The 25,760-nt window shown below is 45.7% G+C and carries 23 protein-coding genes; 21 read left to right on the plus strand and 2 right to left on the minus strand.

Annotated features, from left to right (window positions below; all coding sequences use genetic code 11):
- Positions 1 to 8: 8 nt before the first annotated feature.
- The 17 genes from yfmF to QMA04_RS06790 all read left to right on the plus strand — a co-directional run bounded on the left by yfmF (position 9) and on the right by QMA04_RS06790 (position 19,835).
- Entirely contained in the window at positions 9 to 1,283 is a 1,275-nt protein-coding gene (gene yfmF, locus QMA04_RS06710) for an EF-P 5-aminopentanol modification-associated protein YfmF (RefSeq protein ID WP_290184651.1), read from the plus strand.
- Positions 1,276 to 2,577 carry an EF-P 5-aminopentanol modification-associated protein YfmH gene (yfmH, locus tag QMA04_RS06715; RefSeq protein ID WP_191714149.1) on the plus strand — a complete coding sequence of 434 codons (1,302 nt, stop codon included), beginning with the start codon at positions 1,276 to 1,278 and terminating at the stop codon, positions 2,575 to 2,577. Before yfmF ends, yfmH begins: the two co-directional genes overlap by 8 nt.
- A complete protein-coding gene (gene ymfI, locus QMA04_RS06720; protein ID WP_290184654.1) occupies positions 2,574 to 3,293 on the plus strand; it encodes an elongation factor P 5-aminopentanone reductase in 720 nt (239 codons plus the stop codon). Before yfmH ends, ymfI begins: the two co-directional genes overlap by 4 nt.
- Positions 3,294 to 3,387: 94 nt before the next feature.
- A complete protein-coding gene (locus QMA04_RS06725) occupies positions 3,388 to 4,188 on the plus strand; it encodes a DUF3388 domain-containing protein (RefSeq protein WP_191714151.1) in 801 nt (266 codons plus the stop codon).
- Positions 4,189 to 4,196: 8 nt separating this feature from the next.
- A complete protein-coding gene (locus tag QMA04_RS06730) occupies positions 4,197 to 5,075 on the plus strand; it encodes a helix-turn-helix domain-containing protein (RefSeq protein ID WP_290184655.1) in 879 nt (292 codons plus the stop codon).
- A 47-nt stretch (positions 5,076 to 5,122) separates the two neighbouring features.
- Complete coding sequence (gene pgsA / locus QMA04_RS06735) at positions 5,123 to 5,701, plus strand: CDP-diacylglycerol--glycerol-3-phosphate 3-phosphatidyltransferase (RefSeq protein WP_191714153.1); 579 nt, start codon at positions 5,123 to 5,125, stop codon at positions 5,699 to 5,701.
- 83 nt (positions 5,702 to 5,784) lie between these two features.
- Positions 5,785 to 7,038, plus strand: a complete 1,254-nt coding sequence (locus tag QMA04_RS06740) for a competence/damage-inducible protein A (RefSeq protein WP_290184656.1) — start codon at positions 5,785 to 5,787, stop codon at positions 7,036 to 7,038.
- A gap of 174 nt (positions 7,039 to 7,212) precedes the next feature.
- Positions 7,213 to 8,274 carry a recombinase RecA gene (recA, locus tag QMA04_RS06745; RefSeq protein WP_191714155.1) on the plus strand — a complete coding sequence of 354 codons (1,062 nt, stop codon included), beginning with the start codon at positions 7,213 to 7,215 and terminating at the stop codon, positions 8,272 to 8,274.
- 598 nt (positions 8,275 to 8,872) lie between these two features.
- Positions 8,873 to 10,432, plus strand: coding sequence for a ribonuclease Y (rny, locus tag QMA04_RS06750; protein ID WP_191714156.1), 1,560 nt, complete (start codon positions 8,873 to 8,875; stop codon positions 10,430 to 10,432).
- Positions 10,433 to 10,497: 65 nt separating this feature from the next.
- Positions 10,498 to 11,295 (plus strand): TIGR00282 family metallophosphoesterase, encoded by a 798-nt coding sequence (locus QMA04_RS06755; protein ID WP_191714157.1) that lies wholly within the window; start codon positions 10,498 to 10,500, stop codon positions 11,293 to 11,295.
- 388 nt (positions 11,296 to 11,683) lie between these two features.
- A complete protein-coding gene (locus tag QMA04_RS06760; protein WP_191714158.1) occupies positions 11,684 to 12,112 on the plus strand; it encodes a YlbF/YmcA family competence regulator in 429 nt (142 codons plus the stop codon).
- Positions 12,113 to 12,703: 591 nt separating this feature from the next.
- Entirely contained in the window at positions 12,704 to 15,229 is a 2,526-nt protein-coding gene (mutS, locus tag QMA04_RS06765) for a DNA mismatch repair protein MutS (RefSeq protein ID WP_290184657.1), read from the plus strand.
- A 4-nt stretch (positions 15,230 to 15,233) separates the two neighbouring features.
- On the plus strand, positions 15,234 to 17,048 hold the full coding sequence (mutL, locus tag QMA04_RS06770) for a DNA mismatch repair endonuclease MutL (RefSeq protein WP_290184658.1): 1,815 nt from the start codon (positions 15,234 to 15,236) through the stop codon (positions 17,046 to 17,048).
- Positions 17,049 to 17,121: 73 nt separating this feature from the next.
- Entirely contained in the window at positions 17,122 to 18,042 is a 921-nt protein-coding gene (locus QMA04_RS06775; RefSeq protein ID WP_191714161.1) for an alpha/beta hydrolase, read from the plus strand.
- On the plus strand, positions 18,020 to 19,006 hold the full coding sequence (gene miaA / locus QMA04_RS06780; protein WP_483313713.1) for a tRNA (adenosine(37)-N6)-dimethylallyltransferase MiaA: 987 nt from the start codon (positions 18,020 to 18,022) through the stop codon (positions 19,004 to 19,006). Before QMA04_RS06775 ends, miaA begins: the two co-directional genes overlap by 23 nt.
- Positions 19,003 to 19,227 (plus strand): RNA chaperone Hfq, encoded by a 225-nt coding sequence (hfq, locus tag QMA04_RS06785; RefSeq protein WP_146556690.1) that lies wholly within the window; start codon positions 19,003 to 19,005, stop codon positions 19,225 to 19,227. Before miaA ends, hfq begins: the two co-directional genes overlap by 4 nt.
- Before the next feature lie 308 nt (positions 19,228 to 19,535).
- Positions 19,536 to 19,835, plus strand: coding sequence for a rhodanese-like domain-containing protein (locus tag QMA04_RS06790; protein WP_290184661.1), 300 nt, complete (start codon positions 19,536 to 19,538; stop codon positions 19,833 to 19,835).
- A 46-nt stretch (positions 19,836 to 19,881) separates the two neighbouring features.
- On the opposite strand, the gene QMA04_RS06795 is transcribed toward QMA04_RS06790, so the two are convergent.
- Complete coding sequence (locus QMA04_RS06795) at positions 19,882 to 20,487, minus strand: trimeric intracellular cation channel family protein (protein ID WP_191714164.1); 606 nt, start codon at positions 20,485 to 20,487, stop codon at positions 19,882 to 19,884.
- Between the two features lie 109 nt (positions 20,488 to 20,596).
- On the opposite strand from QMA04_RS06795, the gene QMA04_RS06800 reads away from it, so the two are divergent.
- The 4 genes from QMA04_RS06800 (at position 20,597) to QMA04_RS06815 (ending at position 24,226) form a co-directional block, all read left to right on the plus strand.
- Positions 20,597 to 21,829, plus strand: a complete 1,233-nt coding sequence (locus QMA04_RS06800; RefSeq protein WP_290184664.1) for a methionine gamma-lyase family protein — start codon at positions 20,597 to 20,599, stop codon at positions 21,827 to 21,829.
- 121 nt (positions 21,830 to 21,950) lie between these two features.
- Positions 21,951 to 22,337, plus strand: coding sequence for a MerR family transcriptional regulator (locus QMA04_RS06805; RefSeq protein ID WP_191714166.1), 387 nt, complete (start codon positions 21,951 to 21,953; stop codon positions 22,335 to 22,337).
- Positions 22,338 to 22,378: 41 nt separating this feature from the next.
- Entirely contained in the window at positions 22,379 to 23,713 is a 1,335-nt protein-coding gene (gene glnA, locus QMA04_RS06810; RefSeq protein WP_290184667.1) for a type I glutamate--ammonia ligase, read from the plus strand.
- Between the two features lie 255 nt (positions 23,714 to 23,968).
- A complete protein-coding gene (locus QMA04_RS06815) occupies positions 23,969 to 24,226 on the plus strand; it encodes a hypothetical protein (protein ID WP_290184669.1) in 258 nt (85 codons plus the stop codon).
- A gap of 52 nt (positions 24,227 to 24,278) precedes the next feature.
- Here the strand turns inward: QMA04_RS06815 and QMA04_RS06820 are convergent.
- Positions 24,279 to 25,606 (minus strand): IS3 family transposase gene (locus QMA04_RS06820; protein ID WP_290184671.1). Its coding sequence is split into 2 segments (ribosomal slippage): positions 24,279 to 25,228 and positions 25,228 to 25,606, totalling 1,329 coding nucleotides; the frame shifts between segments, so codons are not numbered across the junction.
- Between the last annotated feature and the right edge of the window lie 154 nt (positions 25,607 to 25,760).

The raw sequence follows: 25,760 nt of genomic DNA on the forward strand, positions 1-25,760 counted from the left end.
GATTCAACATGTTTGAAACGATTAACATTGCTAAAGGCGTTAATGTGCACGTCAATGAAACTACACAGTTTAAAACGATAAATTTCTCGATTAAATTCAAAGATAAACTTACCAAGGAAAAAGCATCTGCCCGTTCGATTTTGGCAAATGTACTGCAGCACAGCAATGAGGTCTATCCCTCACACACGGCGCTGCGTATGGTTCTTGACGACCTGTACGGTACATCTCTTTACATAGATTCTTCAAAGCGGGGCAATGAGCATATTGTGACGCTGAACGTTGAAACGGTGAATGATCAATACCTGTCTGAAAAAGGGGTTTTGGAAAAAGTCCTGAATTTGATGTACATCGTTTTGTTCAAGCCGAATTTTGAGCATGGCTTATTTATGGAAGCTATTTTTAAACGTGAAAAAAATGCCATTATCCAACGCATTGAATCCGTTTTTGATGAAAAGACGCGTTATGCGCAGCAGCGTATGATGGAATTGGCATTGCCCAATCATCCGGCTTCAATCACATCGAATGGTACTATTGAGGATGTAGAAAATGTCACCAACGAACAATTGGTTGCCGAATACAAAGAAATGTTGACTGAAAATGAAATTGAAATATATGCAGTGGGTGACGTTAAACCGGAAATGATTGCGTCTCATATCCGTGAATTTTTTCACTTCAAGGATCGGGAAAAAGCGATAGCTGCACCGCCTTTGGAATTGGTTAAACCGGAACAGTCACGCGTGCTTGAATATGAAGACATGAAACAAGGGAAATTGCATATGGCATTCTTTACACCAATTACGTTCCGCGACGAAAAATTCCCCGTCATGCAATTGATGAACGGCGTCTTTGGCGGTTATGCACATTCGAAGCTGTTTGTTAATATTCGCGAAAAAGAAAGCATGGCTTACTACGTATCAAGTTCTTTCGCTTCGCAATTTGGCTTGATGTTTGTGCTGGCAGGGATTGATTCAAAACTGGAAGAAAAAGCAGTGGCATTGATTCTGGAACAATTGGAAGAAGTCAAAAAAGGCAATATTTCTGATATTGAGCTTGAACAGACAAAGGCCTTGCTGACCAACCAATTGAAAGAGGCATTGGATTCAGCGCGTGGACAAATCGATATTTATGATCAATACATGGAATTGACGGATTCATTTGAACCGGAATTTATGATCAACAGATGGAAACACGTTACCAAAGACGACATTGCCGCTGTTGCTCAGGAACTGTCTTTGGAAATGACTTATTTCTTATCAGGCAAGGAGGATGAAAAAGATGCATAAAGTCGAATTTGAACAATTGGAAGAAACGCTTTTCCACGAGAAGTTGGATAATGGGCTGGACGTTTATATTCTGCCAAAAAAAGGATTTTCGAAGACTTTTGCGACTTTTACTACTAAATACGGTTCGATCGACAACCATTTTGTCCCTCAAGGTGGAATGGAACCGATTAAAGTGCCGGACGGCATCGCTCATTTCCTTGAGCATAAAATGTTCGAAAAAGAAGAAGGGGACGTTTTCCAGGAGTTCAGCAAACAGGGTGCTTCAGCAAACGCCTTTACTTCATTTACCCGGACCGCTTATCTGTTTTCGGCTACGGGCGAAATCGATAAAAACGTCAAAACACTTTTGGATTTTGTCCAAAGCCCTTATTTTACGGAAAAGACCGTAGAAAAGGAAAAAGGCATCATTGCGCAAGAAATTACGATGTACGATGACCAGCCTGATTGGCGCCTGTATTTTGGCATCATCGAAAACCTTTATAAAAACCATCCGGTGAAAATTGATATTGCGGGCACTGTAGAATCCATCCAGGACATCACGGCTGAACATTTATACACGTGCTACAACACGTTCTATCATCCGTCCAATATGTTGTTGTTCGTCGTCGGAAATGTCGATCCGGATCAGATGATGAAATTGGTGAAAGAAGATCAAGCGCAGAAAACATTTGAAGCGCCAACAGAAATCAAACGCATTTATCCGGAAGAGCCGAAAGAAGTGGCAATCAAGGAACGCGTACTGGAAATGAGCGTTCAGAAGCCGAAAGTCTTTTACGGCATCAAACCGGAAAAGTTGGATTTGATTGGGCCTGATATGCTCAAGCATGAATTGGCAGCTCAATTGGCCTATGAATTGCTGTTCGGTCGGACATCGGATTTTTATCATCATGCTTACGAAAACGATTGGATCGATGAATCTTATTCTTTTGATTATTCATTAGAGCATGGTTTCGGATATGCTTTGATCGGTTCTGATACCCACAAACCCGAAGTGCTGATAAAGGAAATCAAACATACGCTTCAAAATGCAATTGAAAAATGGCCTTTTGGACAGGAAGACCTTGACCGTGTTCGCCGCAAGAAAATCGGTTTTTTCCTGAGAGCGTTGAATTCGCCTGAATATATCGCGAACCAGTTTACCCATTACGCGTTCAATGAAATGAACTTATTCGATGTTGTCCCCGTTCTGGAGAGCCTGGAAGTGGTTGACCTTCAAAATGCTTTTGCTTTAGTCAGCCATGAATCCCAGCAATCGATCTTCACTATTATGCCGACTGCGAAAGAAGCAGAGTGAAACGGTTTGCCGTCTTATTAGGAGCTTCTGGAGAAATCGGTGAAAGCATCGCTCATCAATTGGCAAAGAGCGGATGGTCGCTGTACCTGCATTGGAATTCGAATCCAGCAAGTAGGCTTGCGGCCCGGTTAACGGAACAGTATCCTGCACAGGAGTTTGTTCCGATACAGGCTGACTTTGCTGATGAAGCAGGATCCGGGCAGTTGGCTGAAAATGTTTATGATGCAAGCTGCGTTATTGTGGCGAGCGGGCATTCCTTACAGAAAATGCTCATTGATACAACAGAACAGGACATGGAGTCACTTTGGCGTGTGCATGTGAAAAATCCGATTTCGGCGATCCGTTCGATTTCACCTTTTTTTCATCGTTATAATAAATCTTATGTTGTCTTTATCTCTTCAATCTGGGGTGAGACCGGTGCCTCTATGGAAACGGTGTATTCAGCTGTGAAAGGTGCCCAACTGGCATTTGTTAAAGCCTATGCCAAAGAAATGGCGCCGTCTGGAACACGTGTCAATGCAGTGGCACCAGGGTTCATCATGACGAAAATGAATGATTCCTTTTCTGCAGAAGAATTGCAGGAAATCGAGGACGATATCCCATTGGGGTTGGGGTCCCCTCAGGATATAGCGGATGCCGTCGAATTTCTGGTCGGCGGAACAGCGGATTATATGACTGGGCAAACCCTCCGAATTAATGGCGGATGGCTGATATAATCGCATTTCCTGTAACTATATGCCCCTTTCCCCATAGCAGTAAATCCGCTATCATATTAACTAGAGATTCCTGTAGAGAAAGGTCTGGTATTGCATGAAAGAATGGTATTTTGAATACGAAATTCAAGTGAACCGTCCTGGTCTGCTTGGCGATATCGCTTCTCTTCTGGGAATGCTGCGCGTCAATATCGTAACCATCAATGGTGTCGACCAAGGCCGGCGTGGAATGCTGCTGCGTGCTGAGCATGATGTTCAGCTGGAGCGCTTTGAACAGATACTGTCGACCATCGAAACTATCAAAGTGACGAAATTCCGCGAACCGAAGCTGCGTGACATCCTGGCAGTGCGCCATGGGCGTTATATCCAGCGTGACGCGGATGATCGGAAAACCTTCCGCTTTGTGCGTGATGAATTGGGTCTGCTGGTTGATTTTATGGCTGAAATCTTCAAGCAGGAAGGCCATAAGTTGGTGGGGTTAAGAGGAATGCCACGAGTCGGAAAAACCGAGTCGATTGTCGCAGCCAGTGTCAGCGCCAATAAAAAATGGATATTTTTATCTTCCACAATGATCAAGCAAACCGTCCGCAATCAATTGATGGGCGACGAACACAACGCCAATAATATATTTATCTTGGATGGCATTGTCACTCGCCGTTCATCCGATGAACGGCATATGCAATTGGTGCGTGAAATGATGCGTATGCCCACCATTAAAGTAGTGGAGCATCCGGATAAGTTTGTTGAGCAATCAGATTACAGCATTGAAGATTTTGATTATATTATCGAATTGCGCCATCATCCAGAAGAAAAAATCACCTATGAAGTGTTGGAAAAAAACACTTTTATGAACGAAAAATCACAAGGCGATATGTTTGGTGACGGATTCAACTTCTAAGTAGGCAGGTGATTGTATTGAGTGAATTGGGTACGCGGCTCAAAGAGGCCAGAATCGCCAAAGGGTATAGTTTGGAAGACCTGCAGGATTTGACCAAAATACAAAAACGGTATTTGGCTGGTATAGAAGACGGCAACCATAGTATGATGCCTGGCGCTTTCTATATACGTGCGTTTATCAGGCAATATGCTGCAGCTGTTGGGCTGAACGGGGAAGAATTGCTCGAACAGCATAAATTGGAAATGCCGGCCGATCAACCTGCTGCTCAACCACAAATGCCAAATACCTTTTCTTCCAGAAGCCGCTCAGTCACAAGGACAGCGCCCAATGAAGCATATGCCGAATTTATCCCTAAAGTCTTGGTGGCGCTGTTTATAGTCCTGATCCTTGCGGTTGCCTGGTATTTTTACAGCGCATCAACAAACAGGGATTCTACGGGTACGCCTGTGGAGGAGGGCAACGGTGTTCCTTATGAGACACCGGCTCCTGCTGTGCCGGAGGAGACGGAAGAACCTATTGAGGAAGAGCCCGCCGACGAGCCTGCTGCAGAACCTGAAGAGCTGGAAGCAGTATTGACTGTTGAAGGAACGCAAGGGGAAACAACGACTTACTCGTGGCAGGGGCCCGCTGAACGTGAGTTGGAAATAACGGCAAGCGGCCCGTCGTGGATTGCAGCTACTGATGAAAATCAGCAGGAATTGACTTCTGAAGCCCGTGTCATGCAAGCTGAGGAAACAGAAAAAATCGATCTATCGGAAGTGGAAAGCGTTCGTTTGCGTATTGGCGATTATTCAAATATTACCTTGACGCTCAATGGTGAACCGATTGAGTATTCCCAAAACATTCAACCCCAAAATATCGTTATTCAATTTAGGAACGCCGAATAGCCATCTTGGATGGCTATTTTTCTTGACAGTTTGAAAGGAGAAACAATATGAACATACCAAATCAGATCACCATTTCGAGGATTTTATTGATTCCAGTATTTATGGTGGTCATGCTAGCAGGTTTCGACTGGGGAAACATAACGCTTTTCGGAGCTGAAATGCCTGTCACTCATTTTGTAGGAGGACTTATTTTTATCTTTGCTTCATTGACGGATTGGGTGGACGGCTATTATGCCCGTAAATATAACCTCGTCACGACTTTCGGGAAGTTTTTGGATCCGTTGGCCGACAAACTATTGGTTTCAGCTGCATTGATCATTCTTGTAGAACTGGGCTTTGCCGCATCGTGGATTGTCATCATCATCATCAGCCGTGAATTTGCTGTGACGGGCCTCCGATTGGTGCTTGCTGGAGAAGGCGAAGTGGTCGCTGCTGGCAGCCTGGGGAAAATCAAGACAACCGCGCAAATCTTGGCGATTGCAGCCTTGTTGCTGCATAATACTATTTTCACATTGGTTGGCTTGCCGTTCGGTGAAATTATGCTCTACATCGCTTTGATCTTCACGGTGTGGTCGGGCTGGGATTATTTCTATGCCAACCGCCGCGCATTGATGGCTTCAAAATAACTCAAAAAAATTGTAGGCAGTGGAGGTGTTTTTCTTCACTGGCTTTAACTGCAGGATAAACGCATGCAAAGGGGATTGAACAGATGAACGCTGAAATTATTGCGGTAGGTTCAGAATTATTATTAGGCCAGATCACCAATACAAATGCCCGTTTCCTGTCTAATCATTTAGCGGAACTGGGCATCAATGTTTATTATCATACCGTGGTGGGAGACAACTCAGACCGTTTGGAAGATGCAATTAAAATTGCAGAAAGCCGCGCTGATTTGATCCTGTTCACTGGAGGGCTGGGACCGACTAAAGATGATTTGACGAAAGAGTCGATCGCCCGACACTTGGACACGACGCTCGAAATGAACCAGGAAGCATTGGACTCCATCGTTGCTTTTTTTCAGCGAGCAGGCAGACCCATGACCGAGAACAATAAAAAGCAGGCGCTGGTATTGAAAGATAGCGATGTGCTCGTCAACCATAACGGAATGGCGCCGGGCATGATGTACGAAAAAGACGGACGCGTCTATATTCTGCTACCCGGACCACCAAAAGAAATGGAGCCCATGTTCCAGTTCGAAGCAAAACCGAAGCTGGCCAGACTGCTGAATAAGGCGGATGTCATTTTGTCGCATGTTCTGCGTTTTTATGGCATTGGCGAAGCTGAACTTGAAGACCGGCTGCAGCACATTTTAGATAAACAGTCGAATCCGACCATTGCGCCTTTGGCTGCAGATGGGGAAGTGACTCTTCGCATTACGGCCAAAACCAATACGGTTGAAGAAGCATGGCAATTGATCAATAGCACCAAGAACGAAATATTGGATTTGGTTGGTGACTATCTCTACGGCTATGACGACGATTCATTGGCTTCAAAGACGGTGGAACTTTTGAAAGGGCAGGGAAGAACGATTTCCGCCGCTGAAAGTTTAACCGCGGGTCTTTTTCAGTCTGAATTAGCATCGGTCGCAGGAGCAAGCGCTGTGCTTGCAGGCGGTGTCATCACTTACAATGAGGAAATGAAAATACATCAGCTTGGCCTGTCTTCTGAGCTTCTTGCTGAACACGGTGTGGTCAGTGAACAGACAGCGCTAGCGATGGCTGAAGCTGTGCGCAGCAAATTTAAGACTGATATCAGCGTTTCACTGACAGGCGCAGCAGGTCCCGATGCCCATGGCGATCAGCCGGCAGGTACGGTTTGGATCGGCATCGCTACAGAAAACGGTTCGCAGTCTTTCCGGCTCCAGTTATCTGGCATGCGGAATACAAACCGCTTGCGGGCTGTTAAACTGGCGCTGCATTATGTGATTCGAACGTTAACCAATGAAGATGCACGCAAAATTTAATTTTGCGTGTTTTTTTCTGCCCATAAATGGGAATTGCACTTTATAAGGCGTTTAAATTTCGCTTTTAAATAAATAAAGCGAATAAACGTTCGCTTTTTTCTTGTGTATTTCTCAATAAGCTAGTATACTAGAAACAGGTAGAAAATTAGGTTTTCATTTAGAGGAGGATTTCTTTTGAGCGATCGTAAAGCAGCGTTAGACATGGCGTTAAAACAAATAGAAAAGCAATTCGGTAAAGGTTCTGTCATGAAATTGGGGGAAAAAACCGACCGTAATATCTCATCAGTTTCCAGTGGATCTTTGGCATTGGATACAGCGTTGGGAATAGGCGGATATCCGCGCGGACGTGTGATTGAGATATATGGTCCTGAAAGTTCAGGTAAAACGACTGTCTCGCTTCATGCGATTGCAGAAGTGCAGGCAACCGGCGGAACAGCAGCATTTATCGATGCGGAACACGCATTGGATCCGGTTTACGCAAAAAACCTTGGCGTTAATATCGATGAATTGCTATTGTCTCAGCCGGATACTGGCGAGCAGGCATTGGAAATCGCAGAAGCGCTTGTCCGTAGTGGAGCAGTTGATATCGTAGTTGTCGACTCGGTAGCAGCATTGGTGCCAAAAGCGGAAATCGAAGGCGAGATGGGCGATTCTCATATGGGATTGCAAGCGCGTTTAATGTCTCAAGCTCTACGCAAACTTTCTGGCGTCATCAACAAATCGAACACGATTGTGATTTTCATCAACCAAATCCGTGAAAAAATCGGCGTTATGTTCGGTAACCCGGAAACGACTCCTGGTGGCCGTGCGTTGAAATTCTATTCTTCCGTACGCTTGGAAGTGCGCCGTGCAGAAGCCTTGAAATCAGGTACTGAAATCATCGGTAACAGAACGAAGATCAAGATTGTGAAAAACAAGGTTGCACCACCATTCCGTACAGCTGAAGTTGATATCATGTACGGAAAAGGGATTTCTCGTGAAGGTGAAATCGTTGATATCGGTTCAGAATTGGAGATTATCCAGAAGAGCGGTTCATGGTATTCATACAACGACGAACGCATTGGCCAAGGCCGTGAAAATGTTAAACAGTTCTTGTTGAATAACCCTGAAGTCCGCAATGAAATTTCTGGGAAAATCCGTGAGTCTTACGGTATGGCGGCAGCATCCTACACAATTGCCGGCAATAAAGAAGACCCAGAAGATTTCAACCTGTTACTGGATGAAGACGACGAATAAAATCACTTGAATAAGCAGGGAAAAGCCGCCAAGCACATGCTAAGCGGCTTTTCTGCGATTTCAGGAATGAATTATTAGGTTCGATTTGTATAAGAACCAGGAAAGCGTTTGTCTGATGTCTATCAGAATTCCACAGACTCTGAATCAGGTAACTGTTGATACAGGAAGTCTCATACTTAGGCTACTTCCCTTATATGATCGCTTGCGCTTTTCTCTTGTCCAGCTCCAGCGATCAGCCCCTCGGGGTCATAAGTCCCTCTGTCCATGCGGCTGAAGAGATGCCGCACAGCCAAAGTGCCTTATGCCTGTCAGGGCTACACGATCGCTTGCGCTTTTCTCTAGTCCAGCTCCAGCGATCAGCCCCTCGGGGTCATAAGTCCCTCTGTCCATGCGGCTGAAGAGATGCCGCACAGCCAAAGTGCCTTATGTCTGTCAGGGCTAGACGATCGCTTGCGCTTTTCTTGGTTGACACGACATAAGTCCATCTATACAATTAAAATTGTATAATTTACTAATTCTTAAATAGTTGCAGTTGAAAAAATTTTTACTTATTCATCTTTTAAACTGAAAAAAATCAATAGCAAGAGGAGGTGTCCGAATGGGTATTAACGAGTTCATCTTCGCTTTGCTTGGTATCATCGTCGGTGTGGTTGTTGGATATTTTGCATTGAAAAAAGCTAACGATTCCAATATTGCAGGCGCTAAAAACTCTGCGGAGCAAATAGTCGAAGATGCAAAACGAGAAGCTGAAGCGCTGAAAAAAGAAGCCTTATTGGAAGCGAAAGACGAAAATCATAAATTGCGTACTGAAACAGAATCTGAAATTCGGGAACGCCGATCTGAGTTACAAAGACAAGAGAATCGGTTGTTGCAGAGAGAAGAAAATTTAGATCGCAAGGATGATGCTTTAAACAAAAGAGAAGCGAGTCTGGAACGCAAAGACGAAGCGCTCGCAGAAAAACAACAGCATATTGAACAGATGGAAAGCAAAGCTGAGGAGTTAGTCCGGCAGCAGCAGTCCGAAATGGAACGCATTTCATCTTTGACACGCGAAGAAGCGAAATCAATCATCTTGCAGGACGTTGAAAAAGAACTTTCAACTGATATTGCTGTAATGATGAAAGAATCGGAAGCCCGCGCCAAAGAAGAATCGGACAAAAAAGCGAAAAACATTTTGTCATTGGCGATGCAGCGTTTCGCAGCAGACCATGTAGCAGAAACTACCGTATCGGTAGTCAACTTGCCGAATGATGAAATGAAAGGTCGTATCATCGGGCGTGAAGGACGTAATATCCGTACGCTTGAAACCTTAACAGGAATCGATTTAATCATCGATGATACGCCGGAAGCGGTTATTCTATCAGGATTCGACCCGATCCGCCGTGAAACGGCGCGATTGGCACTTGAAAAACTTGTATCAGATGGCCGTATCCATCCTGCACGCATCGAAGAAATGGTCGAGAAGTCAAGACGCGAAGTGGATGAACAAATTCGTGAAATTGGTGAACAAACCACATTTGACGTAGGTGTACATAACCTGCATCCTGACTTGATCAAAATTCTTGGGCGCCTTCGCTACCGCACAAGTTACGGACAAAATGTACTGAAGCATTCTGTGGAAGTTGCATTCTTGTCAGGCTTGATGGCAGCAGAACTTGGAGAAGATGTTACACTTGCCAGACGTGCTGGCCTTCTGCATGATATCGGTAAAGCGATTGATCATGAAGTGGAAGGAAGCCACGTGGAAATCGGTGTGGAACTTGGAACCAAGTACAAGGAACATCCGGTTGTCATTAACAGTATTGCCTCTCACCATGGCGACACCGAAGCGACTTCAATCATTTCGGTCATCGTTGCAGCAGCAGATGCATTGTCTGCCGCTCGTCCAGGTGCACGAAGCGAAACACTGGAAAATTACATCCGCCGCTTAGAGAAGCTTGAAGAAATTTCCGAATCGTATGAAGGTGTTGAGAAATCATTCGCCATTCAAGCGGGACGCGAAATTCGCATAATGGTTCGCCCTGAACAGATCGATGACATGACGGCGCATCGTCTGGCCCGTGATATCCGGAAACGGATTGAAGAAGAGCTGGATTATCCAGGTCATATCAAAGTGACGGTCATCAGAGAAACCAGAGCAGTTGAATACGCAAAATAATAAGGGTGAGGCTTCGATGAATGTCTATTCAAAGAAGCCTTTTTCTTATGGAAAAAGGTGAGTTTGTGAAAATTTTATTTATTGGAGATATTGTAGGGTCAATCGGAAGAGATGCATTGGAGTCATATTTGCCGAGATTGAAAAGAAAGTATTCGCCGGATGTCATCATCGCCAATGGCGAGAACGCCGCAGCAGGCCGCGGCATCACTAAAGCTATCTATCAGGATTTACTGTTCATGGGAGTGGACATGGTGACGATGGGCAACCATACATGGGACCAGAAAGAGATTTTTGATTTTATTGATGAAGTGGATTACTTGATCCGTCCCGCTAATTTTTCGGACGAAGCACCTGGCCGTGGCATGGCGACTGTGACGAAAAATGGCCAAACCTTGTCTGTCATCAACTTGCATGGCCGCGTCTTCCTGCCGCCGCATGAAGATCCCTTCCAAAAAGCAGACGAGCTGATAGAGGAAGCCAAAGCAATTTCTCCGTTAGTGTTTGTGGACTTCCATGCAGAAGCAACCAGTGAAAAAATCGCCATGGGCTGGCATTTAGATGGCCGTGCCTCCGTTGTAGTGGGAACCCATACGCATGTTCAGACTGCCGATGCACGTATTTTGCCAAATGGCACAGCGTATATCTCGGATGTTGGGATGACAGGTCCATATGATGAAATACTCGGCATGAATAAAGATGCCGTACTTTACCGTTTCAAAACCAATATGCCGACGCGTTTTGAAGTGCCGAAACGCGGCCGGTCAGTGGTCAGTGGATTCTTTACGGAAGTGGACGACCAATCGGGCAAGGCAAAATCATTTGAACGTGTATATATCAATGAAGATTATCCGTTCCAGGGCTAAATCTGCAGCTTCTTGACGAAACACCGACAATTCGAGCAGACGCCTTGTAGAACATGCGTGATTTTCAGTATAATAAGGTATCGAATGAAAGTTTTTATGCAATAGAAGTGAAGGCAATGCTTTCAACTTGTCCATGCATTGTCTTCTTTTCATCGTGCGGCTAAAACTTTCGGCGAATAATTGAAGGCATTGCTTGTACAAGGCGGAAATCTTGTCTGCCAGATCCATTTACCTGTACAATCAGATTCAGTGGCAATAGTGAAGATTGCAGTATGCAACTATTCACGTCCGCACTGCATCGTGCATTAAGAATTACTAAAACTAAAACATGGTCATTGAACGGTGAACTTATGGAAGTCGTATCAGACCAAGAAGTGGGTGTCTATAAATGACGTATACAAAGCAGGAAATCATCGACAAAGCACGTGAAGTAGCAGATATGATCGCAGCAACAGAAGAAGTGGATTTCTTTAAACGTGCGGAAGCGCAAATTAACGAAAACCAACAAATCCGCGAAAAAATCGCCAGCTTGAAGAGCTTGCAGAAACAAGCAGTCAACTTCCAGGCATACGGTAAAGAACGCGCATTGACTTTGATTGAAGGCAAAATCACTAAAATTGAAGAAGAAATTGACGCTGTGCCGATTGTCCAGGAATTCAAACAATCGCAAAGTGACGTCAACTCTTTATTGCAGATGGTCTCAACAGCCATCGCTAACCAAGTGACAAACAACATCATCACAGAAACAGGCGGCGACTTGTTGCGTGGCGAAACTGGATCAAAAGTCCGCAACGACACACCAGGAAGCTGCGATTAATAGAAAAGCGGAAGCGATCGTGTAGTCCTGACAGGCATAAGGCACTTTGGCTGTGCGGCATCTCTTCTGCCGCATTGCCAAAGGGACTTATGACCCCGAGGGGCTGATCGCTGGAGCTGGACAAGAGAAAAGCGGAAACGGCCGTTCAGCTCCGAAAGGCATAAGACGATTTGGCGAAGCGGCGTTTTTTCAGCCGCATAGCCAGAGTGGCTTATGACCCGAGGGGCTGGCCGTTGGAGCTGGACAAAAAGAAAAGCGGAAACGATCATTTAAGAAAGGTAACCTAAGTACGCGACGTCCTGTCGCAACGGTTACCTGATCCACATCCTGTGGACCTCCGTCAGGCATAAGACAGGCCAGCAGAGTGGCGCGCTTTGCCACGCAGCTGGGTTGACTTATGACCCCGAGGGGCCGATCGCTGGAGCTGGACAAAGAAAAGCGGAAACGGCCGTGTGTTGAATACCAACACTGACTCATAACTTTTCCATCAGCATTAAACTGAAAGAGCCAAAGCTCTTTCAGTTTTTTCTTTTCCCCTTTGAATTTTGGTATAATAGAGAAACGACGAATCGATTTGAAAGAGGTTTTAAAATGGCACCGACACCAATGATGCAACAATATTTTCAAATAAAGTCCGAATACCTGGATGCGTTTTTATTTTTCCGTATGGGCGATTTCTATGAGTTGTTCTATGATGATGCCATCAACGCATCGCAGATTTTGGAAATTACGCTGACGAGCCGCGGAGGCACTGGAGATGACCGAATTCCCATGTGCGGCGTTCCCCATCATGCAGCGAAGAATTACATCGATCAATTAATACTGAAAGGCCATAAAGTGGCCATCTGTGAACAAGTGGAAGATCCGAAAACGGCCAAAGGAGTGGTCAAGCGTGAAGTGGTGCGCCTTGTTACCCCAGGTACGCATACAGAAGGGAAAAGCGTCGATTCCAAATCGAATGTATTCCTTGCAGCTGCTGACGAGTTATCGGATGGCTTCGGGCTATCGTATGTTGATATCAGTACAGGCGAAGCAACAGCTACATACATAATGGGGACAGAAAAAGCCCTTCTTCAGGAACTTCAATCGTTGAACATCCGTGAATTGGTAGTTTCCGAGCAGTTATTTGTCTTATTGACCGAAGAAGAGCAGGACCTGGTGCTGTCTATCGAAACGATGGAAGAAGCGGCTCCGTTAAGCCCTTCGCTTGTGGCTAACTGTCCGAATGACCTGCACATGAGCTGCCACCGTCTTCTGGCGTATATTGCGCGGACTCAAAAGCAATCACTTGATCACATTCAAGCGTTTGCCTACAAAGAGAACAATCAATTATTGAGCATCGATTTCCACTCGAAGCGCAACCTGGAATTGCTGCAGTCGATCCGTGGCGGTGAAACAAAAGGCACTTTGTTGTGGCTTTTGGATGAGACCGTTACAGCGATGGGCAGCCGGAAATTAAAGCAGTGGCTGCACCAGCCTTTAGCGAATAAACGGATGATTGAAGAACGCCAGCACATGGTGGCCGCATTGATCGATCAATATTTCGTGCGTGTAGAGCTTCAGGGGCTGTTGAAGGAAGTCTATGACTTGGAACGCCTATCCGGCCGTATCGCCTTTGGGAGCGCCAGTGGGCGCGATTTGGCGCAGCTTCGGAGCTCGCTTGAGAAAGTGCCGGTGCTGATTGAAGAATTGGCCAATTCGGGAAATCCGGCATTGGTGGAGTTCAGTGAAAAACTGGATCGCTGCATCGAGGTCTGGGAATTGCTGCAGGCCATCAGTGAAAATCCACCCTTGTCTTCAAAAGAAGGCGGCGTCATCCGTGATGGCTTTAATCAGCAACTGGATGAATACCGGGATGCTTCACGCAACGGCAAAGACTGGATTGCAGAACTAGAGCAGAAGGAACGTAAACTGACAGGCGTCAAATCCCTGAAAATCGGGTACAACCGCATATTCGGCTATTACATTGAAATGTCCAAAGCGAATATGCATTTGGCGGATTTGGAGCGTTATGACCGCAAACAGACGCTGGCGAACGCTGAACGCTATACAACGCCTGAACTGAAAGAAAAAGAAGCGTTGATTTTGACAGCTGAAGAAGAAAGTCTGTCACTTGAATATGATTTATTCGTAGCGATCAGAGATGAAGTCAAACAATACATTTCTCGTATTCAGCGATTGGCTTCCTCCTTGAGCGGGCTGGATGTCTTCCTGAGTTTCGCCAATGTAGCGGAAAAATATCGTTTTGTTAAACCTGATTTTAATGATGCCAATGAAATTTCCATCATCGAAGGACGGCATCCGGTTGTGGAAAAAATGCTCAACAAGCAGCATTATGTGCCGAACGATTGCGTGCTCGCAGAAGGCCAGAACATGTTGTTGATCACCGGACCGAACATGTCGGGTAAAAGTACGTATATGCGGCAAGTGGCACTGACGATTGTTTTGGCCCAGATCGGCAGTTATGTACCGGCTGAATCCGCAAATCTGCCGATCGTCGACCAAATCTTCACGCGCATCGGGGCAGCTGATGACTTGGTGTCCGGACAAAGTACATTCATGGTTGAAATGCTGGAATCGCAATATGCCATCACCCACGCGACCAAAAACAGCTTGCTGCTGTTTGATGAAATCGGCCGAGGCACCTCGACCTACGATGGCATGGCACTGGCACAATCGATGATTGAATACATCCACCGTGAAATCGGGGCTAATACGTTGTTTTCCACGCATTACCATGAGCTGACGGCGTTGGAAGGTACGCTTGATAAGCTTCACAATGTCCACGTGGCGGCAATGGAACAATCGGGCAAAGTGGTGTTTCTCCACAAAGTGAAAAAAGGCCCGGCGGATAAGAGTTACGGAATCCATGTCGCGGAGCTTGCGAACTTGCCGGAACCGATATTGGCACGCGCACGCGAGCTGCTGAAAACATTTGAACAAGATAAAAAGCAACAGCCAAAAAACATTGAACAGTTATCCTTCTTTGATGAGATGGATACCGAAAAAGATGAAATCCTTCAGACCATCACGGATGTGCAAGTTGCCGCGATGACACCGCTTGAAGCGTTGCAGCTCATTAACGAATTGCAGCAAAAACTGATTAATAAGGAGTGAAATCATGGGCGTCATTCGATTGATGGACGAACCTTTATCCAATAAAATAGCCGCTGGTGAAGTGGTCGAACGCCCGACTTCGGTCGTTAAGGAATTGGTGGAAAATGCCATCGATGCCGGCAGTACAGCAATTGAAGTGCTGCTGATCGAAGCCGGACTGACGTCCATCCAGATCATCGACAATGGTGTGGGAATGGATGCCGACGATGCATTGTTGTCGTTCTCCCGCCACGCTACCAGTAAAATTGCCAATGAACATGATTTGTTCCGGATCCGCACGCTTGGATTCCGCGGAGAGGCGCTGGCCAGTATCGCCTCGGTCTCCAAAGTGACTTTGCACACATCCAATGGAACAAGTGGGACGTTTGTACAAATGGAAGGCGGACGCCTGACAGAGCATCGTGCCGGTTCTTTGAGAAAAGGAACCGACATTAAAATCGATCAATTGTTCTTTAATACGCCGGCGCGCTTGAAATACATGAAGACGCTGCAAACGGAACTGGGCCATACCATCGACTTGCTGAACCGGTTTGCATTGAGTTATCCCGCCATCGCCTTCAAATTGACCCATGACGGCAGAACCATTCTGCAAACAGCCGGCAGCGGAGAAATTAAGCGTGTACTGGCAGATATCTACGGAGTGGCCATCGCCAAGAAAATGGTGCCCTTTGAGGGTCAATCGCATGATTATAAGATATCAGGTTACGCGTCACTACCCGAAATCACCCGTGCCAATAAAAACTATATTTCGTTGTTCGTCAATGGCCGTTGGGTAAAACATTACGCGATCACCAATACGGTACACCGCGCTTATCATACCTTTTTGCCGCTTGAGCGGCAGCCGATTGTGGTGATGAATATTGAAGGCGATCCTTATTTGACAGATGTCAATGTCCATCCGGCGAAACTGCAGATTCGGTTAAGCAAAGAAAAAGAATTGATGGAATTGATTCATGAAACGATCCGCCGGACGATCAGTACGGTCGTTCGTGCACCCGTCATCGATAAACCAAAACCAGTAAAGCAGGCGCCGACCAAACAACTGGATCTGTGGAAAAGTTCCTTTACAGTCCAGGAGCCGAAGCAGCCTTTGCCTGAGAGGGCCGCGGAGGACTGGAGCGAACTGCCGATTGAAAAAGAAGTGGAGCCGGTTCGCCGGCAATCCGAGGAAGCCGCACCGGTCAAGGAAGTGCTGCAGCCATTGCCGGAACGTGAAGAAGATGACAGCCCGCAATTCCCTGAGCTGGAAGTAGTGGGGCAGATCCACGGCACTTATATTGTGGCGCAAAGCAATGACGGATTTTATCTCATTGATCAACACGCGGCACAGGAGCGCATCAAATACGAATATTTTCGCGAAAAAGTGGGCGATATCGACAGCAATGAGCGCCAATCACTGCTCTTGCCGTTGACGTTCCATTACAGCCGCGATGAAGCTTTGCGGTTAAAGGATAATTTGAATGTGCTGGCAGACAGCGGGGTGTTTCTCGAGGAGTTTGGCGATACGTCATTCATTGTGCGTGAATACCCGACCTGGTTCCCGAAAGGCTTCGAACAGGAAGTCATCGAAGACTTAATTGAACAGGTCCTGACAGAACGCAAAGTCGATGTTAAAAAGTTGCGTGAAGACGCAGCCATCATGATGAGCTGCAAGCGGTCGATCAAAGCGAATCATTTTTTGCAGAAGCATGACATGGAGCGGCTGTTGGCGGATTTAAAACAAGCGGAACAGCCGTTTACTTGTCCGCATGGACGTCCTGTAATCATTCATTTCAAAACCTATGATGTTGAAAAAATGTTCAAGCGAGTCATGAATTAGGTGTCTCAGTTTGGAGAGTTTTGGGTAAGTATAAAGAATAGGTGATATGACTCAGTGAGGAAGGGTGTGGAGAATGCAGGTACGCAAAGATTATATGCATGTGTCTGATGGACACGAACTTTATTATGTATGCTATGAACCGCCAAACCCAATCGGACATGTCCATATCATTCATGGAATGGCAGAACATATTGCCCGCTATGAAGAGTTTGCTGAGTATTTGGCATCGCGGGGGTTTATTGTTTCCGGCCATGATCAGCGCGGCCATGGGAAAACTGCGGAACGCAACGGTGTGCAAGGCTATTTTGCAGATCATGACGGTTTTAACGAAGTCGTTGAAGATGCCCGCTCAGTCATCACTGAAGTCCAGCAGGCAACCGGCAACTTGCCGCTTATTTTATTCGGCCACAGTATGGGGTCATTTGTGGCCCGGCGTTATATGCAGCTTTACAGCGAAGACATCAGCCGGGTCGTCTTATCAGGCACAGGCGGCAACCCGGGGGCTTCCGGAAAAATGGGGTTGGCTGTGGCATTGGCCTCTGCAAAAATGCAAGGCAAACAGCAGCCCAGTAAGACTCTTGGTAAAATGACCTTCGGTAGTTTCAATAAACCTTTTGGCGACGAAGGTTCAGCGAGTGCTTGGCTATCGAGTGATAAAGAAGCGGTTGCAAAATACGAAGCGGATCCTTGGTGCGGTTTTGAATCGACCAATCAGTTTTATGTGGATTTGTTCTCAGGCTTGGCCCTCATCAACAAACCATCCGAAATTGACCGCATCCGCAAAGACTTGCCGGTGCTGTTGATCAGCGGCGCAATGGATCCTGTTGGCGGCAATGGAAAAGGGGTTTTCAGTTCAGCAAAGCAATTCGATAAAGCAGGCATGAAGAACGTCAAAATTTATCTTGCGGAGCAAGGACGCCATGAATTGCTGAACGAAATTGATCGCCATTTTCATTTTGAGCTGATCGGTGATTGGATGTGCGGAAATGATTGATGTAATAGCCATCGTTGGCCCGACCGCATCCGGCAAGACGGCATTGAGCCTCGAACTGGCTAAGCGATTGGACGGGGAAGTCATTAATGGGGACTCGATGCAGATCTATCGGGACATGACGATAGGGACGGCGAAGATTTTGCCGGAAGAAATGCAGGGGATTCCTCACCATCTTCTGGATATTAAAAATCCGGACGAAAGTTTCTCTGTTGCTGAATACCAAACGCTGGTACGCGAAAAAATTGCAGATATTCAATCGCGCGGCAAGCTGCCGATTATTGTTGGCGGCACTGGACTTTACGTGCAGGCGGTTTTGTTTGATTACCGATTCTCGGAGGAAGCAGTGGACCAGGAACTTCGAGACAGTCTGCATCAGGAACTGGAGGAACTGGGTCCTGACAACATGCACCGGAAATTGCTGGCACTTGACCCAGATTCGGACATCCATCCCAATAATACACGCAGGGTTATTCGTGCCATTGAAATCCTGATGAGCGGCCAGAAAAAAGGTGACCGGGAGTTAGCATTATCGCCTATGTACAATGAACTGATCATCGGCTTGGATATTTCGAGAGATATCCTTTATGAGCGCATCAATCAGCGTGTAGAGGTGATGCTTGGGCGAGGCCTGATTGCTGAGGTTGAGTCATTGCGAAACAGGGGCGTACGGGATGTCCAATCCATTCAAGCCATTGGTTATAGAGAAATCTACGCTTATTTGGACGGGAAGGCAACCCGTGAAGAAGCGGTTCGAAAACTCAAACAAAACTCAAGGAAGTATGCCAAAAGGCAATTTACTTATTTCAAGAACAAATTACCGATATTCTGGATTGATGCATTGGCAGATCCCGAAAAGAATCTGCAGGAAATAATCGCCTTCATGCAGGAAAATGACAGAGACTGTCGAATTGATAAACTGACAACAAAATTTAATACAAGTAGAGAATTAGGGGGATTTTCATGAAACCGATCAATATCCAAGATGTCTATCTGAATCAGCTTCGTAAAAATAATATTTATGTAACTGTCTTTTTACTCAACGGCTTCCAATTAAAAGGAACCATTAAATCCTATGATAACTTTACGGTGCTGGTCGAAACGGAAGGCAAGCAGCAATTGATCTATAAACATGCTATCTCAACGTTTTCTCCAGCAAAAGCTGTAGCGATCGAACACGAAGAGTAAGGGAGATTCCGGACTGCCGTTGCAGTCCGGTTTTTTATTGGGCTTAGTTTCAGTTTTCTGTCGCTTTGCCGAAATGGCTTATGCCTGTCCAATCTAAACGGCTGTTTCAGCTTTTCTTGATGTTCAGCTTCAGCAGCCAGCTCAGGGTCATAAGTCACTCCGGCAATGCAGCTGAAAAGATGCTGCACAGCCAAAGCGCCTTATGCCTGTCGGGTCTAGACGGCTGCTTCAGCTTTTCTGGTTGACAGGTGGCTTTTGACGGTATAGCATTTTCAGTGGAAAAGGAATTACATTCAGGAGGCGTATGTATGAAAACCATCACAGCAGATGAATTACAGCAACGAGTAGAAGCTGGAGAAGAACTGAACATCATTGACGTTCGCGAAGCGGACGAAGTGGCCGCGGGAATGATTCCTGGAGCTAAGCACATTCCTCTGGGGGAAATGGCAGACCGCATCGAGGAACTGGATGCCGGGAAAGAATATCATATGGTGTGCCGTGCAGGCCGCCGCAGCGAAATGGCATGTGGGATTTTGGAATCAAACAACATCGATACAATTAACGTCGAAGGCGGCATGACTGCCTGGAACGGCGAGACAATCGCATAACATAAAAAATCAGACCGCCCGGGAAATTTAGCCGAGTGGTCTGTTTTCATGAAGTTTGGATTTTGCGGGCAGGCAATCTCCATTTGAATGTATAAGAGAGAATCCGCAAGGCTGTAATCAGCACAAACAAAGAATAGAGCATCAGGTCAGTTTGCACTAAATTAAAGCTGATAAACAATCCCGCCAAAGCAGCCCAGACCGCATAGATTTCCGCTTTCAAAACCAATGGCTTACGGCCTGCCAGCAAGTCGCGGATGATTCCTCCTCCGGATCCTGTCAGGACTGCTGCAACGATCACTGCAAAAAGCGGCAATTCCAAATCGACCGCATAAATGGCACCTTGTACGGCGAACGCCGACAATCCGATTGCATCAAAGAAATAGCCCCAGCGATTCCAATGGCCAAGCAATTTATGCGGGAATAAAAACACAATCGTGATAGAGATAAGGGCTAGCTGAAACATAAACTCCTGTTCCCACAGCGCCGAAACCGGCACGCCAATCAATAAATTCCGGACGGCACCACCTCCAAAGGCAGTGACTACGCCAAGAAGGTACACGCCGAAAATATCGTATTCTTCTTCCATTGCAATAATGGCCCCGGAAATTGCAAAAGCAATCGTTCCAATGGCGCTCAGTACTTCCCAAGCCATAGCCTTTTATCCCCCTTCGCGTACGACTCTATGAATTGTATCAGAATTTGACGCTATTTCAAGTCGTGCCTCATAATAAGATGAGAAGTTTAACAGAATGGAGAATTGCATGCATACACAGATTAGAACAATAGAAGAAACTATCCAACTACAGCTCCAGCTGGCTGATGAAATTGCATACGTTAATCAGAAGAAAGTGCTGGATGCTTTCCATAACCAGCGTGTCAGTGATCACCATTTCAACCCGTCAACGGGCTATGGCTACGATGATGAAGGGCGCGATACGCTGGAACGCGTTTACGCAGATGTCTTTAAAGCGGAAGCGGCACTCGTGCGGCCTCAAATTATCTCTGGCACCCATGCCATCACAATTGCATTATTCGGTATCTTGCGGCCGGGAGATGAGTTGCTTTACCTTACAGGAAAACCCTATGACACCTTGGATTCCATCGTTTCAGGAGGAGAAAAAGATACGGGTTCGTTGAGGGATTTCGGCATCAGCTACCAGCATACAGATCTGGATGCCGGCAATAAAATCGATTGGGAAGCTGCTCAAAATGCAATCGGTGACAAAACAAAAGTCATTGCCATCCAGCGGTCCAGAGGATATGATACACGCCCTTCATTTACAATAGAAGAAATTGAAGAGATGATAGTCCGGGTTCGTGAGATAAAACCGGATGCAGTTATTTTTGTCGATAATTGCTATGGCGAGTTTGTGGAGATGCAGGAGCCGATTGAAGTGGGTGCGGATATGATCGCGGGCTCGTTAATCAAAAATCCGGGAGGCGGATTGGCGAAAATCGGCGGTTATATCGCAGGAAGAAAGGATTTAATCGAAAAATGCGGTTACCGAATGACATCTCCGGGTATAGGAGGAGAGGCAGGTGCTTCTCTTAATGCACTGCCTGATATGTATCAAGGCTTTTTTATGGCACCGCATATTGTTTCGCAAGCGTTAAAAGGGGCCATTTTCACTTCAGCGCTTCTGGAACAGGCTGGCATGATGACGACGCCTCATTGGAGCGACAAACGGACCGACTTGATTCAATCAGTGTCGTTTCAGAATGCTGAACAGATGATTGCGTTTTGCCAAACCATTCAGGCGAGTTCACCGGTCAATGCGCAGTTTGCGCCTGAACCAGCTTACATGCCGGGCTATGAGGACGATGTCATTATGGCTGCCGGTACATTTGTGCAGGGATCCAGTATCGAGCTGACTGCGGACGGTCCGATTCGTCCACCTTATACAGCATTCGTTCAAGGCGGTCTTACGTATGAACACGTAAAAATTGCCGTATTGAATTCAGTAGATGCATTAAAAAAATTGAAGTTAATTTAAATGATTTCCCGTATGGATCATACGGGAAATTTTAATGTAAGAAAACATAACATGTTGTTGACAGGTAATCTGACATGATGTATGCTTTAAGAGTAGCAATTATGTGAAATGGGTGAAACTTATGACGAACCGGGTGCGACGAACGATGCCGCTTCTTCCAATCAGCATAGTTATGCAATTGACGGAATTGACCGCCAGGCAAATTCGTTATTATGAAGAGCATGAGTTGATCAACCCTGCCCGTACCGAAGGCAACAAGCGTATGTTTTCCCTGAATGATGTGGATACACTTCTCGAAATCAAAGAATATTTGGATCAGGGACTGAATATTGCAGGCATCAAGAAATTATATGATACAAAAGAAATCCCTAAAAACGAAAAGGCAGAGCCGAAAAACTTAAGCGATGCCGAGTTGCGCAAACTATTGCGCGAAGAATTGAAGCACCAAGCCCGTCCTTTTGAAAAAGGCGGTTTCAGACAAAGTGATTTAACCCGTTTCTTTAAATGAGATGGGGTTACATACAATATTTATAGGAGAGTGAAGAGAACATGGGCAAGTATTCAAAAGAAGACATTCAACGATTAGTAAAAGAAGAGAACGTTAATTTTATCCGTCTGCAATTTACAGATATTCTTGGGGTCATCAAAAACGTTGAAATACCGACATCCCAATTGGACAAAGCACTCGACAACAAAATGATGTTTGATGGATCGTCCATTGACGGTTTTGTACGTATTGAAGAATCTGATATGTACCTATACCCTGACTTGGATACGTGGGTTGTATTCCCTTGGATCACAGGAAAAGGAAAAGTTGCACGTTTAATCTGTGACATTTACAGCCCAGATGGCACGCCATTTGCTGGAGATCCACGTACAAACTTAAAACGTGTATTAAAGGAAATGGAAGAGCTAGGATTTACGCATTTCAACCTTGGACCAGAGCCGGAATTCTTCCTGTTCAAACTTGATGAAAGAGGCGAACCATCTCTTGAACTGAATGACCACGGCGGCTATTTTGACTTGGCACCGATGGACCTGGGCGAAAACTGCCGACGCGACATCGTTCTTGAACTGGAAGAAATGGGCTTTGAAATCGAAGCTTCCCACCACGAAGTGGCACCAGGACAACACGAAATCGACTTTAAATATGCAGATGCCGTACAAGCATGTGATGAAATCCAAACCTTTAAACTGGTTGTTAAGACCATTGCCCGTAAACATGGCCTTCATGCTACGTTCATGCCGAAACCACTATTTGGTGTCAGCGGTTCAGGAATGCACATGAACCTTTCCTTGTTTGATGGAAATCGCAACACATTCCTGGATGAAGACGGCGAAATGAAATTGAGTGAGACAGCTTACCAATTCATCGCTGGAATCATTGAACACGCGAAAGGCTTTACAGCTGTAACAAACCCGCTTGTAAACTCGTACAAACGTCTTGTGCCAGGTTATGAAGCGCCTTGTTACATTGCATGGTCAGGCCAGAACCGTAGCCCGTTAGTGCGTATTCCAGCATCACGCGGTTTGTCTACACGTGTAGAAGTGCGTTCAGTCGATCCGGCAGCTAATCCATACTTAGCGATGGCTGTTCTTCTTGGCGCAGGCCTTGATGGAATCAGAAGAAAACTGACTCCACCAAATGCCGTAGACCGCAATATCTATGCAATGAACCAAAAAGAGCGTGAAGCAGTGGGAATCGAAGATCTTCCGAGCACACTTTACAACGCCTTGCAGGAATTGCAAAAAGATGAAGTGATGAAAAAAGCATTGGGAAGCCACATTTTGAACAATTTCGTCGAAGCGAAAGAAATCGAATGGGATATGTTCCGCACAAGCGTCCACCCTTGGGAACGCGAGCAATACTTGAAAATGTACTAAGATGAAAACCGTTGGGGCTCTAAGGCTCCAACGGTTTTTTCTGTTTTTATGAAAGTCGTCAATTGGGCAACTTTTTTTATTTGCCCAATTTTTTTAAAAAGTGCTCATATAGTCGTCAAATTTCTCAATTGACCGTTCTTCCATCCAATAGGGTGCTCTTTTTCATTTAAAATAAATGTTAAAATGTGTCACTCATATTATTTATAACTTTTAAAAAGTATTAGAAAAGGTATATTACTATAAGGAGGTGGGATTATGTGGATTTTTATTCTACTTTTAAGGGCTGCTAAAGTCGTAACCTATGGAATCTTAGCATTTTTTGTGTATACAGATTTTATTGGCCCCGAAGGAATCGCAGAAATAATTGGGGTTTCGGAGAACATTAATGATTATGATACTAAAAAGGGCGCACTTATTTTAAGTGAAAACTTAATACGGTGGACGATTTTTGCTGCTGCTTTAGAAATATTAGATAATTTTGTAGGGATGTTCCCTAAGAAAACAAACTATTAAGAGTGTGAACTGCGCCCCATTTAATGGACAGTTTAATAAAAGTACCCTGCAGCTAGGCTGCGATCAGATGACTTCGGTATTGTGCCGGAGTCATCTTTTTTAGATTCCATTGCTTGCGCGTTCCGTTGTAATACTCCATGTACTCATCCACCAGCCCTTTCAATTCATCCAGGCTGGTTGCTTGTTTAAAATCGACATCATCTTTAAAGTGACCAAAAAACGATTCGATGGGAGCGTTGTCGAGGCAATTGCCCCGGTGGGACATGGATTGGGTCAATTTCATCTCCTTCACACGTTGTTGGTATTCGGGATGGGTATAGTGGAAGCCTTGATCGGAATGAATCATCGCTTCCGGGTGAACATTGCCGTCCAACGCTTCCTTCAATTTCTTTAACGTGCGGTAAACAATTTCCATCGTGAGCGTCGTCGTGACTTCATAGGCGACAATTTCACGGCTGGCGACATCTTTTACGGCGGAAAGATACGCCATTTGCCCCGAACGGTTGGGCAAGTATGTGATATCGGTGACGAATACCTTACCGGGTTCATCTTGTTCGAACTCACGATTCAACAGGTTGGGACAGACAGCGTGTTCCTGTGTGGCTTTGGCGATTTGCTTATAGGGGTTCGCTCGCCGGATTTTGGCAAATAAGTTGAATTTGCGCATGAGGCGCAGAATCTTCTTGTGGTTCATCGGCGTTTCCAACAGTTCGGTGAGTACCGTATAAAAGGTGCGATAACCGATTTTCCCCCCATGCGCATCGTAGATGCTTTTGAGCAACAGGTAATCTTGGTAGTCCTGTTCTGCGCGAATGGCGTGCTGTTCCACTTTCTCCAGCCAAGCGTAATAGCCACTCCGGCTGACATTCGCTGTGCGGCAAAGAGTTTCCACCAAATTCTTCAGTTGGAACTTCCGCACCACCGCATTGATCGCTTCGAATTTTTTCGCTGGGGTCAGCTGCGTTTCTTCGCCTGCCTCTCGAGCTCCTCGAGCTTTTTTAGCAACTCATTTTCCGCTTCCAGGTATTTGATGCGTGCTTCCGCTTTTTCGAGCTTTTTCTCCGCAGAGAGATCTTTGGTAGAGGGGCGGCCGGTACTGCCTTTTCCACGACGCTCTTCAAAGAAGCTATCTTCTCCATACGTTCTAAACGTCGTCCGCCAACGGTTCAAGGAAGACTTCGCTTTTTGGGAACCGATAACCGTTAAATCAAATCTACTTTCACTAAAGATTTGGGCAGGGCCTTTGCCCGCTAAGTTTTCTTTCACGGCATGGATTTTGAATTCCGGCGTGTATTGAATCGCCCGATCGGATACGGAAGCGACATTTGGATTCGCCTCCAAGACCCGTTGTTGGTGTTCATTGAATATAATTTTACTCATGTGATCTTCTCCCGTCCAAGTTAGCTAAATTTAGTATACCGGGGTCTGAAAACAGAAAAAACCCCAAATGGGGTCACTTTTTTTAAAGTGTTTACCATTTGGGGTTCAGTTCACCTTGAAAGGAAGAGGGCTTCTTATATAATTTACATTAACC

This window comes from Planococcus sp. APC 3900, from assembly GCF_030407735.1.
GTDB classification, from domain to species: Bacteria; Bacillota; Bacilli; order Bacillales_A; family Planococcaceae; genus Planococcus; species Planococcus notacanthi.